This window comes from Cohnella sp. GCM10020058 (genome assembly GCF_042683485.1).
Taxonomy (GTDB): Bacteria; Bacillota; Bacilli; order Paenibacillales; family Paenibacillaceae; genus Cohnella.
Genome location: NZ_JBHUJV010000025.1, coordinates 148,165 through 161,777 on the forward strand (window position 1 = coordinate 148,165; position 13,613 = coordinate 161,777).

The window sequence follows — 13,613 nt, forward strand, 5'->3', positions numbered from 1 at the left end:
ATATGCGAATATTAGTCGTAGGCCGCGGCGGCCGGGAGCACACGATCATCTGGGCGCTGCGCAAAAATCCGAAGGCCGAGCAAATCTTCTGCGCGCCGGGCAACGCGGGAATCGCGCAGCTCGCCGAGCTGGTGCCGATCGGAGAGCTGGAGTTCGACAAGCTGGTGCAGTTCGCAAAGGACCAGGCGATCGATCTTGTCGTCGTCGGACCGGACGATCCGCTGGCGGCGGGCATCGTTGACGCGTTTGAGGCGGCGTCCATACCGGTGTACGGGCCGAGTAAGGCTGCGGCGGAAATCGAAGGCAGCAAGATTTTCATGAAAAACTTGCTCAAAAAGTATGACATCCCGACCGCAAAATACGAGACGTTCACTGACTACGCAGCCGCGCGCGATTACCTGGCCGATCAGCCGGTACCGATCGTCATCAAGGCGGACGGTCTGGCTGCGGGCAAGGGCGTGACCGTCTGCTTCACCCGCGAGGAAGCGGAGCAGGCGCTCAAGGACACGATGGTCGACAAGTCGTTCGGCGCGGCCGGCGACAAGATCGTCATCGAGGAATTCATGACCGGGCAGGAGATGTCGATCCTCGCGTTCGTGGACGGCGAGACCGTCCGGGCGATGCCGGCGGCGCAAGATCACAAGCCTGCTTATGACGGCGACAATGGACCGAATACGGGCGGCATGGGCACCTACTCGCCGCTGCCGCATATTCCGCAGTCGATCATCGACGACGCGATCGAGAACATCGTGAAGCCGACCGCGCGCGCGATGGTATCCGAGGGACGCCCGTTCCGCGGCGTGCTGTTCGGCGGCTTCATGCTCACGCCGGAAGGACCCAAGACGGTTGAGTTCAATGCGCGCTTCGGCGATCCGGAGACGCAGGTCGTGCTGCCGCGCCTCAAGAGCGACTTGCTAGAGATCATTCTGGCTTCGCTCGAGGGACGTCTCGGAGACGTAGAGATCGAATGGAGCGACGAGGCGGCGGTATGCGTCGTGCTCGCGTCGGGCGGTTACCCAGGCTCTTATCCGAAAGGTCTGCCGATCGACGGTCTCGAAGCGGCCGATGAAGGACTCATTTTCCATGCCGGTACGGCGGAGCAGGATGGCCGGATCGTGACGGCGGGCGGCCGGGTGCTCGGCATCGTAGGTCTGGGCGCCGGCATCGCCGAAGCGCGTGAGGCAGCTTACCGGACTGCGTCCGGCATCACGTTCGAAGGCAAGCAGAACCGCACGGACATCGCCGCAAAGGCACTGGTTTAATCGTCTAAAATACAAGAGCCGCTTCAGCGCTATAGCAGCGCCTAAGCGGCTCTTTCCTTTTACTGTTTGTAAAACAGCGCTTTGCGGTTGGCGACGACAAAAACGACGGCGATAATCGATCCTACGATCAACATCGACGTGAGTACGTGCGCAGATACCCAGTCGGTGAATGCCTCCATCCGATTGCCTCCTCATTCTCGCTAGAATTTGCAATCCGGGATGGTTAGTCTTCCCCAGTCCCGCCTTTATTTCTCTCCGCCCCGTATTGACAGAAGGAGCGGCTGGCGTTATATTTAATACACAGTAAATTAATCGGAATTAATGGAAAAAGGGAGGACGTTCTCATGGAGCGCTCTTTAACGATACGATACGGCGATTTGTCGCTTGCGGCTACGATTCATTATCCTTCTCAGGAAGGGAAGACCGAATGCAATAAGCTGCCGCTTGTCATCATCAATCACGGCTTCGTCGGCAACCGTATCGGGGTCGACAGGCTCTTCGTTCAGGCGGCACGGGAATTCGCCGGACGGGGCAACTTGGTCATCCGCTTCGACTTCGCGGGGTGCGGAGAGAGCGAGGGCGCTTACGGAGATCATGGACTCGATTCAATGATCGAGCAGACGCGGGCGGTGCTCGACTACGGACTTAGCCTCGATATCGTTGACCCGACACGCGTGACGCTGCTCGGCCACAGCCTGGGGGGAGTGGTTGCCCTGTTGACGGGCGTGCGCGATCGTCGCGTCAAGTCGCTGGCGCTCTGGTCGCCGGTCGCTTATCCGTTCAACGATATTCTCCGGATCGTAGGACGCAAGGCATACGACGAAGCTGTAACCAAAGGCCAGGCGGATTACCTGGGGTATTCGATTAAGCCGGCATTTTTCGACTCGCTAATGAAGCATCAGCCGTTCCAGGAGACGCAAAAGTTCCCCGGCGACGTATTCCTCGTGCACGGGACGGGAGACGAGACGATTCCGGTAGACTACACGTTTCTGCTGGAGAAGACCTTCTGGCTCCGCGGCGAAGGCCGCTGCGAGAAGTCGATTATTTTTCAGGCCGATCATACGTATTCGAAAGGCGAACACAAAGAACAGCTGTTCAAGGCAACGGGCGATTGGCTCGGCGGCTATGAGCAACGTCAGCGGGAATGGCAGCACTGGAGTATTTAATTCCTATTGCGCAAAGCCTAAACTATTTGTATATGCATTATCACACTCAACGTTCGGATATCCGCCAAACCTAAGGACCGTCAGGGGCGTTCTGCCCCGACGGTTTTTCTAAAATTTTCTTGCGATTCTTGGGCAGGGTGAGCGCGTACTAAGCATGCCTGAGCCTTTCTGTCGCTTTGCGGGATGATAAACCTGCATTTATACAGGTGTTTTCTCCGGACCGACGACCCACCATGAAAAGGATGCAAATATGCAGGTAAATTTAAAGCACAAGCCGGAAATCGGTTTGATGGAGGAAAATAACTGCGGATTTGCAGGTATTCAGTCCAAAAGGGACGATCTCGGCAAAAATAGCTGTATATTTGCAGGCATTCTAGCGAAAGAACGTCGCGGACGACATTGGCTGAGCCACTGGAACGGCTTCGGCCGGCCCATCGGCATGGCTGCCGGATGAGCCGTCGATAAGTGCCGCGCGGCTTGAATTTCAGATACCCGCTAAAACTAGCCATAACCGTCAGGGCGCTTCCTGACGGTTATTTCATATGCATTCAAAAGTATATCAGTTCGTCGAAATCCGGCTCGGACATGGAGGCTTGACAAGTGATGGCTGGTGTTCTTAGCCTTCTCAGAATCGTCTTCGATAAAAAAGGGGAGCGTCGTCGTCTATAGGAAGGCAAAGCCGTTCGGTTTTTACTTGCGTGGCTCAACGTTTTGTACAAAATCAAATGGCGAAATTCGATTTTCTCCATTGCAGGGCAGGAGTAGATTGCGTAGTCTTAAGAAGAGAATGAGAATCATTCTCTATAAAAGCTTGGGGGACAGTAAAACATGAAAACATCAAAAAAGCTCTGGATCGCGCCGATCATCGCCGGCTTGCTGGGAGTCGCGCTCCTGGGCTGCTCCGCGAACGGAAACAATAACGCCGCGCCGGCGAGTACGGCAAGCGCGAGCGTCGCCGCAACGCAAGGCGCGTCTTCGGCTGCAGCAGCGACAGCATCCGCATCCGTTACCACGGCAACTGAACGTTCCTATACCGACTATAAAGGCCACACCGTACTAATTCCCACCGAGCCTCGGCGCGTCGTATTTGCCGGCGAGACGACCGGCGATTTAATTGAGCTCGATTTACCGCTCGTCGGTATTTTCGGCGAAGACCTTGAAGGCCGCGTGTACAAGGAAAAAGCGGAGAAAATTGAAGATGTCGGGTTCCCGATCAACCTGGAGAAGGTCACCTCGCTAACGCCCGACCTGATCATGGTGGCCGATACGGACGAGGAAGCTTACGAGCAGCTGTCCAAGATCGCGCCGACGATCATGTTCGACACTTTCGCCACCCTTGAAGTGCGGATGAAGGAACTTGGCGAAATTTTCGGAATCCAAGAGACTACGAATGCCTGGCTCGCCGACTACGAGACCAAAGCCGCAGCGATGTGGGACAAGCTCTATGCGACGGTATTAAAGCCAGGGGAGACCGCTTCCGTCCTCACTTACTATCCGGGTGACAGACTGTTCGCCATGGCGAGAGCCGGCTTGCCTCAGTTGCTATATAGCAAGGGAGGGTTGAAGCCGACGGCCCCGATTCAGGAAATTTTGGACGCAGGCGAAGGCTTCCGGCAGTTCTCGGCCGAAGCAATCGGCCAATACGCGGGCGATCTTATCTTTATCCTTGATCCGGTCGCCGACGAAGCGAAGAAATCGACCGAAACGCTGCTGAACAGCCCGGTCTGGAAGGCGCTTCCTGCCGTGAAAAACGGACGCGTATACCGCCTTTATATCCAAAGCTCGGACTCGGATGCGGCGACGCGCAAATGGATGTTGGAAGAATTGCCGCGCATGCTGCAAAAATAACAATCGCGCGGTGGGGTTGAGAGATAGCTGATTTTTCGATATCATAATAATGATAATCATTATCATCGGAAAAGAGGCGTCTCATGAAGACCCAACCGCATGATCAAGTCTGTTCCGCTGCCTCGATCGCGGACGGTCGGCTTCATTTTCATTTGCTGTCGGCGGACAAGCGGGAACTGGCGACAGGCGAAAAGGAAGCCATCGACGCCGGGACCGCACACCGTTTGATTGTTGTCGAGGAGGGCGAGGTGTCGCTCAAGCAAGGCGGTGTCAGTCGATTGATCGCAAGAGGCGCCGCAGCGCTGATCTCGCCGGACAGCGGGTTTGAGCTGCACAACGAATCGGAGGCTGCTGCGGCTTGTGCGTGTCTGGCGTTCGCGGCCATCGGGACAGACGGCTTGCAGGCACCTTATTCGCATACTGCCGACCTGTTATCCTTGCCGCGGGCCGAGACGGCGGCTTCGGCCGACAGAACGCTCAGAATGCTGAAGCGCCTTGACCGGGAGACCGAACCGGCATGGCGGCAGCTGAGGTTCCATGAGCTGATGCTTACGTTGTTCGCGGCCGACGACCGCGCGGACGCCGATGCGTTTGCGCGCGTCGAAGCCGTGATCGCCGCGATGCAAGAAAGCTACGCCGAGCCGACCGCCGTGCGCGATCTGGCTTCCGCCGCGGAATTGCCGCCTCACCGGTTCACCGCGATTTTTCGACAGCTGACGGGCAGCCGTCCGTTGGATTATTTAAACGAGCTCCGCATCGAGCGTGCCAAGGACAGGCTTATCCGCTCTGCGGAGCCGCTGCGCGAGATTGCCAGGCTGACCGGGTTTAAGGACGAGTATTATTTCAGCAGGCGATTCCGGCAGCAGACCGGCTTGACGCCGCGGCAATATGCCAGATCCGGTCGCATCCGAGTCACCGACGCGCTCGGCAGACTCGTTGACATCCCGGTGCGTCCCCGGCGGATCGTCTATCACGGGGAAACCTTCGGCGACCTGGTCGCGCTCGGCGCAGAAGCCGTCGGAGGCGCGGTATTCTGGGATCAGCGCACCATGCTGGGCGAGCATGTCGACCGCGTAGCGGATGTCGGCTGGCCGATCGATCCGGTCGCCGTGGCGCGGCTTGGTCCGGATCTGGTCATTCTCGCTTGCGACGAGAAAAAAACTTGCGAGAAAACGGCCCATGTCGCGCCGACGGTAGCGTTCAATACCTTTGCGCCGCTCGATAAGCGGCTGCTTAAGCTGGGTGAGCTGCTCGGCAAGCGGACGGAGGCCGAGAGCTGGCTCAAGTCCCACCGCGTTCGTACGGATGCGATGTGGCGCGAGCTCTCCGGCGAGCTTCAAGCGGGCGAGACCGCCACGGTATTCACGATTGTTCGCGGCGGGCGACTGTTCGTGATGGGGACGATCGGACTGCCTGCCACGTTGTACCATACGTCGGGCTTCCGGCCGCCTGCGGCCGTAGGAAGACTCCTGTCGGGACGCCGGGAGTTTGCGGAGATTGCGTGGAGCGAATTGTCCGTTTTTGCCGGGGATCGGGTCTTCCTCGCCGTCGACGAAGAAGAACAACAGTCGCGCGAAGCCGCCCTGGAGCTGGCTCATTCCGAAGCTTGGCGCAGTCTCGCTGCCGTTCAGGCAGGTAGAGCATACCGCGTGAGCGTCGTAGGCTGGAACTATGGGGATGCGCTGACGAGCAGTATGCTGCTGGACAAGCTGCCCGCGCTGCTGCGCCAGTCGTCATGAGCGTAGGAACGATGGCGGATAAAGATCGCGAGGAGGGCGCCGCGATCTGGAGTCTGGCGGCGGATTATCCATTGGCGCCCGGACGCCTTCGAACTATAGTATTAGTGATAGTGAGAATCATTATCACAAAAAGCATGAAGGCGGAGGGTTTATACAGATGGGAAGAAGTAAAATCGACGGCGCCACGGAAGCCTCCGGCGCGTTGGTCTCTCTGGAGGCACTGCCTGCGTACGTCGGCGATTTTCTGTTCCGTTCGGTATGGGACGGCGCTGACAATATGTCCGGCTCGAAGGTATGGAACAGCCTGCCGGCCGTCCAGGAAGGCAGACTGATCGAGATCGGCTTTGGCTTTTCCTACTATGGCGACATTTATTCGCTCGACAAGCAGCTGGACTTCGTGGTCGAGAAGATGCTGGCGGCGGGAGCGGCCAAGTAAGCTTGCCCGCAGGAAGCCCGTATCCGCAAGAACCGAGACTGCGCTCCGGCACTCATCAAGTAAACGCAGGGAGCTGTCATGACTAGCACAAGCAAAACAACCGGCTCGCCGCCGGAGCGCGCGCCCGAGGTTCGCATGCGTACGCGCCCGCGATTGGCGACATTCATACTGACTGCGGGCATGGCCGCGCTCGTCATGAGCATCGGCCTGTCCGTCTCGTTTGGCGCTGCCGACATTCGGATCGCGACCGTATGGCAAGCGATATTCAACTTTAATCCGGATATCACCGAGCATCAGATCATATGGGATCTCCGCCTGCCCCGCATCTTAGGCGCCTCGATGGTCGGCGCCTGCTTTGCGGTGGCCGGCGCCCTGATGCAGGGCATGACCCGCAATCCGCTGGCCGATTCCGGCTTGCTCGGTCTGAACGCGGGCTCGGGCTTCGCGCTCGCGCTTTGCTTTGCGTTTTTTCCCGGGCTTCCGTTCATGTATCTGATTTTATTTTCGTTTTTGGGTGCAGGCTTCGGCGCCGGCCTCGTATACGGTCTCGGCTCGCTGTCGCGCGGCGGACTCACACCGGCCAGAATGGTGCTCGCCGGCGCGGGTCTCAGCGCGCTGCTGGCTGCGCTTAGCGAAGGCGTCGCCCTGTACTACCGCATCGGGCAGCATCTCGCTTTCTGGTATGCCGGAGGCGTAGCGGGCATGACTTGGCTGCAGCTGAAAATCATGCTGCCCTGGCTGGCGGTCGCCCTGGCCGTGGCGATCGCGCTCTCGCGGCAGATCACGATGCTGAGTCTTGGCGAGGATATCGCGCGCGGTCTCGGCCAGCAATCGCAGCGCGTGAAGCTCTTTGCGACGCTTGCCGTGCTCGTACTGGCCGGCACGGCGGTCTCGGTCGCCGGTGCGGTCGGCTTCGTCGGCTTGCTCGTGCCCCACGTCACGCGCAAGCTCGTCGGCGTAGATTACAAATGGATCATACCTTGCTCGGCGGTGCTCGGCAGCTTGCTCGTCGTGCTGGCCGACCTCACCGGAAGGATGATCAATCAACCGCAAGAGGTACCGATCGGCGCGCTGATCGCGCTCATCGGCGTCCCGTTTTTCCTCTACTTGGCCAACCGGGAGAGGAGGGAGTTGTAGCGCATGGCAAATATGGCGCGTTCGACGGCGTCCCGCTTCAGGACCGGACGCAACGCAATCGTTATGCTTGTTTTAGGCGCGCTGATTTTGCTTGCTTTTCTGGTGAGCATGAACGCCGGCTATATCCGCCTTCCGCCGTCGGACGTCTTTCGGACGCTGTTCGGGTACGGGACGGCGAAGCAACATTTAATTCTGTTCGATTTCCGCCTTCCGCGTATCGTCATCTCCGTGCTGATCGGAGCCGGCCTAGCCGTGTCCGGCTGCGTCATGCAAGGCATCTCGCGCAACGCGCTGGCCGATCCCGGCATTCTCGGCATCAATGCCGGCGCGGGTCTGATGGTCATGCTATTCGTGTCCTTCTTTCCGGCTACCGCTGCGGCGCCGATCTACTTACTGCCGTTGCTTGCCTTTGCAGGCGCCGCGCTAACGGCGGCACTAATCTATGCGCTCGCGAACAGGCGGCATTCGGCGCTGTCCCAGACGCGACTCTTAATGACCGGCATCGCCGTGGCTGCGGGAATCAGCGCGGCTTCGATCGTGCTGACGCTGAAGCTGAGTCCGGAGCAATATCAATTTCTGGCGACATGGCTGGCCGGGAGCATCTGGGGGACGACCTGGAAGTTCGTGCTGTCACTGCTGCCATGGATGATGCTGCTGCTGCCTTACGTGTTCTACAAGGCGCGGGTGATGAACGTGCTTAACCTTGGCGAAGCGACCGCTACCGGCCTTGGCGCTCACGTGGGCCGCGAGCAGCTCAAGCTGCTCGCGGCTGCGGTCGGGCTTGCGGCTTCCTGCGTCGCCGTCAGCGGCGGCATCGGCTTCGTCGGCCTGATCGGGCCGCATCTCGCCCGCCGACTGGTCGGCCCGCGCCATCAGGCGCTGCTGCCGGTATCGGCGCTCGTGGGGGCGCTGCTCGTGATCGTGGCCGATACGATCGGCCGCACCCTACTCCAGCCCTCGGAGGTGCCGACCGGCATCGTCGTGGCGGTCGTGGGGGCGCCGTACTTTTTATACTTGCTCGCAAAGTCCAAATCCTGACGGGGCAAGTGGCGGGTCCATGCGTTGCATGCGGCCCGTCATGACGAGGAGGAAGACGATGCTGAGGTTGTTTTTGGCTTACTACCGCCCCTATCGGCGGCTGTTTATACTCGACTTTTCCTGCGCGATACTGGCAGCGCTGCTCGAGCTCATCTTTCCGCTGGCCGTCAACAAGGTCGTGGACGAGCTGCTGCCGGACGGCAATTGGTCCGTCATCGCGTGGGCGTGCGTCGGTCTGCTGGGCATTTACGCCGTCAGCGCGGGCCTTCATTTCGTGGTCACTTATTGGGGGCACAAGCTGGGCATCAGCATCGAATCCGATATGCGCAAAAAGCTGTTCGACCGCGTGCAGAAGCTCTCGTTCCGTTTTTTCGACGACAACAAGACCGGCCATCTCGTCTCGCGCATGACGAGCGATCTGATGGATATCGGCGAGATCGCGCACCATGGACCGGAGGATCTGTTCATCGCGGTCATGACGCTGGCAGGCGCGTTCGGCATCATGCTGTCCATTAACTGGCAGCTGGCCGTCCTGACCTTTATTATCGTGCCGCTCATGGTCTGCCTGTCCATGTATTTCGGCCGCAAGATGTCCCGGGCGTTCGGCACGATGTTCGCCGACATCGCGGACTACAACGCCCGCGTGGAAAACAACGTCAGCGGCATTCGCGTCGTTCAGGCGTTCGGCGGCGAGGATCATGAGATTGCGCGGTTTGCCGAAAACAACGAGCGCTTCAAACGGACGAAACTGGTTACTTACCGAATCATGGCCTGGAACTCCTCGATCAGCTTTATTTTAAAAAAGGTCGTGTCGCTGTTCGTGCTCGCCTGCGGGGCCTGGTTCGTGCTGCGCCAGCATATGTCGTACGGCGAGTTCATCGCCTTCGTGCTGTTGTCGAACGTGTTCCTCGGGCCGATCGAGCAGATCAATTCGGTTATCGAGACGTATCCGAAGGGCATGGCCGGCTTCAAGCGCTATCAGGAGCTGCTGGATACCGAGCCGGACGTGAAGGACGCGCCGGACGCGCGGCCTCTCGCCGGAACGCGTTGGAACATCACTTTCAAGGAAGTGACGTTCGGCTACGCGGATAAGGAGAAGGTGCTGCGAAACGTGAATCTCGACATCGCCGCAGGAGAAACGGTGGCGCTTGTGGGGCCTTCGGGCGGCGGCAAGTCGACGCTGTGCAGCTTGCTGCCTCGCTTCTACGACGCGGACGGGGGCGCCGTGCTCATCGGCGGACAGGATATCCGCGAGGTCACGCTCGAATCGCTGCGCGCAAGCATCGGCATCGTCCAGCAGGAGGTATTCCTGTTCGACGGCACGATCCGCGAGAACATCGCGTACGGCAGGCTCGGCTCGACCGAGGCGGAGATCTTGGAGGCGGCGCGGCGCGCGCAGCTCGAGTCGCTCGTCCGCGAGCTGCCGCAGGGGCTGGATACGCCGATCGGAGAGCGAGGCATCAAGCTGTCCGGCGGCCAGAAGCAGCGGCTGTCGATCGCGCGGATGTTCCTCAAAAATCCGCCGATTCTCATTCTGGACGAAGCGACGTCCACGCTCGACACGGAGACGGAAGCCGCGATTCAAAGCGCGCTTGCGGAGCTGGCCAAAGGGCGTACGACGCTGATCGTCGCGCACAGGCTCGCCACGATCCGGGATGCGGACCGCATCGTCGTCGTGGCCGGGCAAGGCATCGCCGAGCAGGGGCGCCACGAGGCGCTGGTGGAAGCGGGCGGCTTGTACAGCCGGCTGCATCGCGCGCAGTTCGGCGAGCCTGCGGTCTGAACTCGGCGGATGGACGGCTGCCGACGCTGGGGATAAACTATCATTAAGGTAGGCGAACGATACGGGGGCGTCGAGAGAGACGCATTCGACAAGGGGCGAGAGCGATGATTGTTTATCCTAAATTGCGGCAGCCGGCTACGATTGGGGTCACGGCGCCGTCTTCGGGCGTTTCCGAGGAGCGGCATTGGTTCGTACGCCAGGCGGTCGCGCAGTTCGAGCTGCAAGGCTACCTTGTCGCCGTGGGCGAGACGACATGGAGCCAGCACAAGGCCAAGTCGGCGCCGGCGCGGGTACGGGCCGCAGAGCTGAACGCTTTTTTGCAGGACGATCGTACCGATCTGGTCATACCCCCATGGGGAGGCGAGCTGCTGATCGAAGTTCTCGAGCATCTGGACTTTGGTGCCATCGGGCGCAAGTGGGTGATGGGCTATTCGGATATCAGCGTGCTGCTGCTCGCGGTGACGCTGCGGACCGGAATGGCGACGGCGCACGGCACGAACTTCGTAGATCTGCGCGACGAATATACCGATCCGACGACCGCGGCATGGGAGCAGGTGCTGCGGACAGGCGAAGGGGAGTCGGTCTTGCAAACTTCCTCCACGCATCATCAGGCGTCGTGGAGCGAAGCTGCTCCTTCGCAAGGCGTCTATCATTTGACGGAGCCGACCGTCTGGAAAGTTGTTGGCGGGGAGCGGATGGAGGCGAGCGGCCGGCTGCTGGGCGGCTGCATCGACGTCATCCGTCATCTGATCGGTACGCCCTATGGCGACGTGCCGGCATTCCGCGAGCGACATATCCAGGGTGAACCGATCCTGTGGTACCTGGAGAACTGCGAGCTGGCAACGGTGGATATGCGGCGTTCGCTCGTGCAGATGAAACTGGCGGGGTGGTTCGAAAATTGCTCGGGCATCCTGTTCGGCCGCAGCGGCGTGCATATCCCGAGGGAAGGCTATACCGAGCTCGACGTGTTCAAGGAGATCGCCGACGAGCTAGGCGTGCCTGTCGCATACGACATCGACTGCGGGCACAAGCCGCCGCAGCTGACGCTCATCAACGGTGCGTATGCCGAGGTTACCGTCGAAGCGGGACGCGGGACGTTGGTGCAGACGTTCCGGCCTTGAAGCGGCGGAGTGGTGAGTTAGCCGGAAAAACCGCGTAACTGACCGCAAGCCGCCGGCATACGCACATCATGTAAAAGAAAGAAGAACCGCCTCACAGCGGTTTTTTTTCCTTTTATTTTTTCGTCCAATAACCGGCCTCCGCGAGCATCGACACCGTCAGCACGAACATCGCGTGCGACCATGTGAGCGGCACGATCCAGGCCGGCTCGCCGGTGCTGCGGTCGACCTGCTCGGGGAGCAGGCCGGTCTCCGAGCGGTGCTCGCACGCCCAGCGCAGCAACTCGCCAGCTTCGGCCAGCTGGCCGTTCTGCACGCGGTACTGCGCCAGCCACAGCGTCGTCAAGATCCAGGGATTGCCGCCAATGTAGCCATCGTTCTCGTAGCGATTGATGCCGCCGACGCCCTCCACATACAGCTTGCTTGTGATTGTATCTGCCGTGCGCTGCATGTACGGATGATCCGCCGGCAGCACGCCGAACGGCACGGATACCCCGAGCAAGCTGATATCGACGATCGGGTCGTGCCGCAATTCGTAATGCTCGTAGCCTTTAGCCGTCCGGCTGGCGCTGCCCTCCAGCCCTTGGGCGGCCGCGTGCGCGTACACGTCGCCGTCTACCTTGAGCTTAAGCCCGCGGTAGAAGCTGCCGTCGGACTCGTTCCAGCAGAGCGACTCGATCGACGCGGCGATCCGGTCCGCGACGTCCCGCCAGCGGCCGGCCAGCTCGGCCTCGTTCATCAAGCCTGCAAACGAAGCCGCCGCCCGCAGCCCGCCGCAGACGGCTGCAGCGGAGTACGTATGCTCGGCCTTGCGTTCCTCCCATAGATCCATGCTGGGCAGCGGAAGTCCCGTTTCCTCGTCGATGTAGCCCGCGAGAAACGCCGCACCTTTGGCGACGGCCGGCCACATCCGCTCGGCGAACGCCGCATCGCGGTTCTGCTCGTACAGCTGCCACATGCCCCAGATGAGCGAGGCGCCCTCGTCAATCTGCAGCCCCCAGGAAGGCGCCAGGCTGCCGTCGTGATAATGACGCTGCTGCCAGGAACCGTCCGGCTCCTGGGCGCTCAATGCCCATTCGTAAAACTTCTCCGAGACCCCTGTCAGGCCCGACTTGTTGAGCGCGGTCGTGATGAACGCGGCGTCCCGTCCCCAGCAATAAGCATAGCCGCCGCATCGGGAGAATTGCTCGTCGGGCTCAGGAGCAGCCAGCAGGCTTCCCGTCCGCTCGTCCGCCATCAGCCTGAAGGTCAGGAGCGAGCGTTCGTAGGCCTCGGCGATCTCCGGACCGACGCCGGCCGGAGCGGGATTGGCGTTCTCAAGATACGCATGCCAATAGTCGGTCGTCCGCTCGCGCCACTCGGAGACGGAGCGGCTCTTGGCGTGCGCCAGCGCGCCGAGCGCTTCCGGACGATTATGGCCCGCCGCGATGTAGACCGGGAGCGTGAACGATTCCCCGGGCTGAAGGTCTTCGATGCGCCAGACGAGCGCGCCGTCCGGCTGCATGTCGATGTCGTTGCCGTCGAGCCAGGCATGCTCCGCTTGCGCTCTGGACGAGCCGCACTGGAAGCCCGCGCACTCGCGGTCGCTGCCCACGGCGAAAAAGTAGCGGTGACGGTAGTGGACCAGCGCATCGCCGGTCTCATCGAAAAGTGTCGTATTGTAAAGCGCGCTCTCTGCAATCCGAAACGAAGAATACCAGACGAAGGTAAAAGAAAGCGGCTCCGAGGAACGGTTCGAAAGCTTGTACTCCCTTACGAGAAACGCCTCGTCCGGCACCGCATAATCCGACTGTTGGACGGCGAGCGGAAAGTCCGGATGGTCGGCGAATACCCGGACGATGTTCGTTCGCGGCACATATTCGATACGGTGCTGCCAGCCGTCTTCGGGAGCGTCGAACCAGGTCGTGCCCGCCTCGTCGTGGTCCAGCTTCAGGCCGGTGCGAATCTCGTCCACGTGCTGGGGAAAGTCCACGTGCGGCCACCAGAGCCGATAGAGGCGTCCGGTGCGTCCCAGCGAGCCGAGCATGCGGCCGTTGCCGACGACGGCGTCGATCAAGTGAGGCTTATTAAGCGTAAAATCGTTCAT

Annotated in this window: 10 protein-coding genes; 9 read left to right on the forward strand and 1 reads right to left on the reverse strand. The window is 60.4% G+C overall.

All coding sequences use genetic code 11. The annotated features are described in order from the left end of the window. Positions 1 to 2 precede the first annotated feature (2 nt). The 9 genes from purD to ACFSR7_RS34655 all read left to right on the forward strand — a co-directional run bounded on the left by purD (position 3) and on the right by ACFSR7_RS34655 (position 11,530). Positions 3 to 1,262, forward strand: a complete 1,260-nt coding sequence (gene purD, locus ACFSR7_RS34615) for a phosphoribosylamine--glycine ligase (protein WP_378169184.1) — start codon at positions 3 to 5, stop codon at positions 1,260 to 1,262. 344 nt (positions 1,263 to 1,606) lie between these two features. After that, positions 1,607 to 2,428 carry an alpha/beta hydrolase family protein gene (locus tag ACFSR7_RS34620; RefSeq protein ID WP_378169185.1) on the forward strand — a complete coding sequence of 274 codons (822 nt, stop codon included), beginning with the start codon at positions 1,607 to 1,609 and terminating at the stop codon, positions 2,426 to 2,428. A gap of 828 nt (positions 2,429 to 3,256) precedes the next feature. After that, a complete protein-coding gene (locus tag ACFSR7_RS34625) occupies positions 3,257 to 4,276 on the forward strand; it encodes an ABC transporter substrate-binding protein (RefSeq protein WP_378169186.1) in 1,020 nt (339 codons plus the stop codon). 83 nt (positions 4,277 to 4,359) lie between these two features. Next, positions 4,360 to 6,015, forward strand: a complete 1,656-nt coding sequence (locus tag ACFSR7_RS34630) for a helix-turn-helix domain-containing protein (RefSeq protein WP_378169187.1) — start codon at positions 4,360 to 4,362, stop codon at positions 6,013 to 6,015. Positions 6,016 to 6,172: 157 nt separating this feature from the next. Then, positions 6,173 to 6,451, forward strand: a complete 279-nt coding sequence (locus ACFSR7_RS34635; protein WP_378169188.1) for a TroA family protein — start codon at positions 6,173 to 6,175, stop codon at positions 6,449 to 6,451. Positions 6,452 to 6,529: 78 nt separating this feature from the next. Next, positions 6,530 to 7,588 (forward strand): FecCD family ABC transporter permease, encoded by a 1,059-nt coding sequence (locus ACFSR7_RS34640; RefSeq protein WP_378169189.1) that lies wholly within the window; start codon positions 6,530 to 6,532, stop codon positions 7,586 to 7,588. 12 nt (positions 7,589 to 7,600) lie between these two features. Then, on the forward strand, positions 7,601 to 8,626 hold the full coding sequence (locus ACFSR7_RS34645; RefSeq protein ID WP_378169435.1) for a FecCD family ABC transporter permease: 1,026 nt from the start codon (positions 7,601 to 7,603) through the stop codon (positions 8,624 to 8,626). Between the two features lie 58 nt (positions 8,627 to 8,684). Continuing rightward, on the forward strand, positions 8,685 to 10,409 hold the full coding sequence (locus ACFSR7_RS34650) for an ABC transporter ATP-binding protein (protein WP_378169190.1): 1,725 nt from the start codon (positions 8,685 to 8,687) through the stop codon (positions 10,407 to 10,409). Positions 10,410 to 10,513: 104 nt separating this feature from the next. Continuing rightward, complete coding sequence (locus ACFSR7_RS34655; RefSeq protein ID WP_378169191.1) at positions 10,514 to 11,530, forward strand: S66 family peptidase; 1,017 nt, start codon at positions 10,514 to 10,516, stop codon at positions 11,528 to 11,530. A 112-nt stretch (positions 11,531 to 11,642) separates the two neighbouring features. On the opposite strand, the gene ACFSR7_RS34660 is transcribed toward ACFSR7_RS34655, so the two are convergent. Beyond that, positions 11,643 to 13,613: a glycoside hydrolase family 15 protein gene (locus tag ACFSR7_RS34660; protein ID WP_378169192.1), complete on the reverse strand. Its 1,971-nt coding sequence runs from the start codon at positions 13,611 to 13,613 to the stop codon at positions 11,643 to 11,645.

Bases quoted from the DNA above. Each gene is read 5' to 3' on its own strand.
- purD (WP_378169184.1), top strand. From the start codon at position 3: ATGCGAATATTAGTCGTAGGCCGCGGCGGCCGGGAGCACACGATCATC.
- ACFSR7_RS34620 (WP_378169185.1), top strand. From the start codon at position 1,607: ATGGAGCGCTCTTTAACGATACGATACGGCGATTTGTCGCTTGCGGCT.
- ACFSR7_RS34630 (WP_378169187.1), top strand. From the start codon at position 4,360: ATGAAGACCCAACCGCATGATCAAGTCTGTTCCGCTGCCTCGATCGCG.
- ACFSR7_RS34660 (WP_378169192.1), bottom strand. From the start codon at position 13,613: ATGAACGATTTTACGCTTAATAAGCCTCACTTGATCGACGCCGTCGTC.
- ACFSR7_RS34650 (WP_378169190.1), top strand. From the start codon at position 8,685: ATGCTGAGGTTGTTTTTGGCTTACTACCGCCCCTATCGGCGGCTGTTT.
- ACFSR7_RS34640 (WP_378169189.1), top strand. From the start codon at position 6,530: ATGACTAGCACAAGCAAAACAACCGGCTCGCCGCCGGAGCGCGCGCCC.
- ACFSR7_RS34655 (WP_378169191.1), top strand. From the start codon at position 10,514: ATGATTGTTTATCCTAAATTGCGGCAGCCGGCTACGATTGGGGTCACG.
- ACFSR7_RS34645 (WP_378169435.1), top strand. From the start codon at position 7,601: ATGGCGCGTTCGACGGCGTCCCGCTTCAGGACCGGACGCAACGCAATC.
- ACFSR7_RS34625 (WP_378169186.1), top strand. From the start codon at position 3,257: ATGAAAACATCAAAAAAGCTCTGGATCGCGCCGATCATCGCCGGCTTG.
- ACFSR7_RS34635 (WP_378169188.1), top strand. From the start codon at position 6,173: ATGGGAAGAAGTAAAATCGACGGCGCCACGGAAGCCTCCGGCGCGTTG.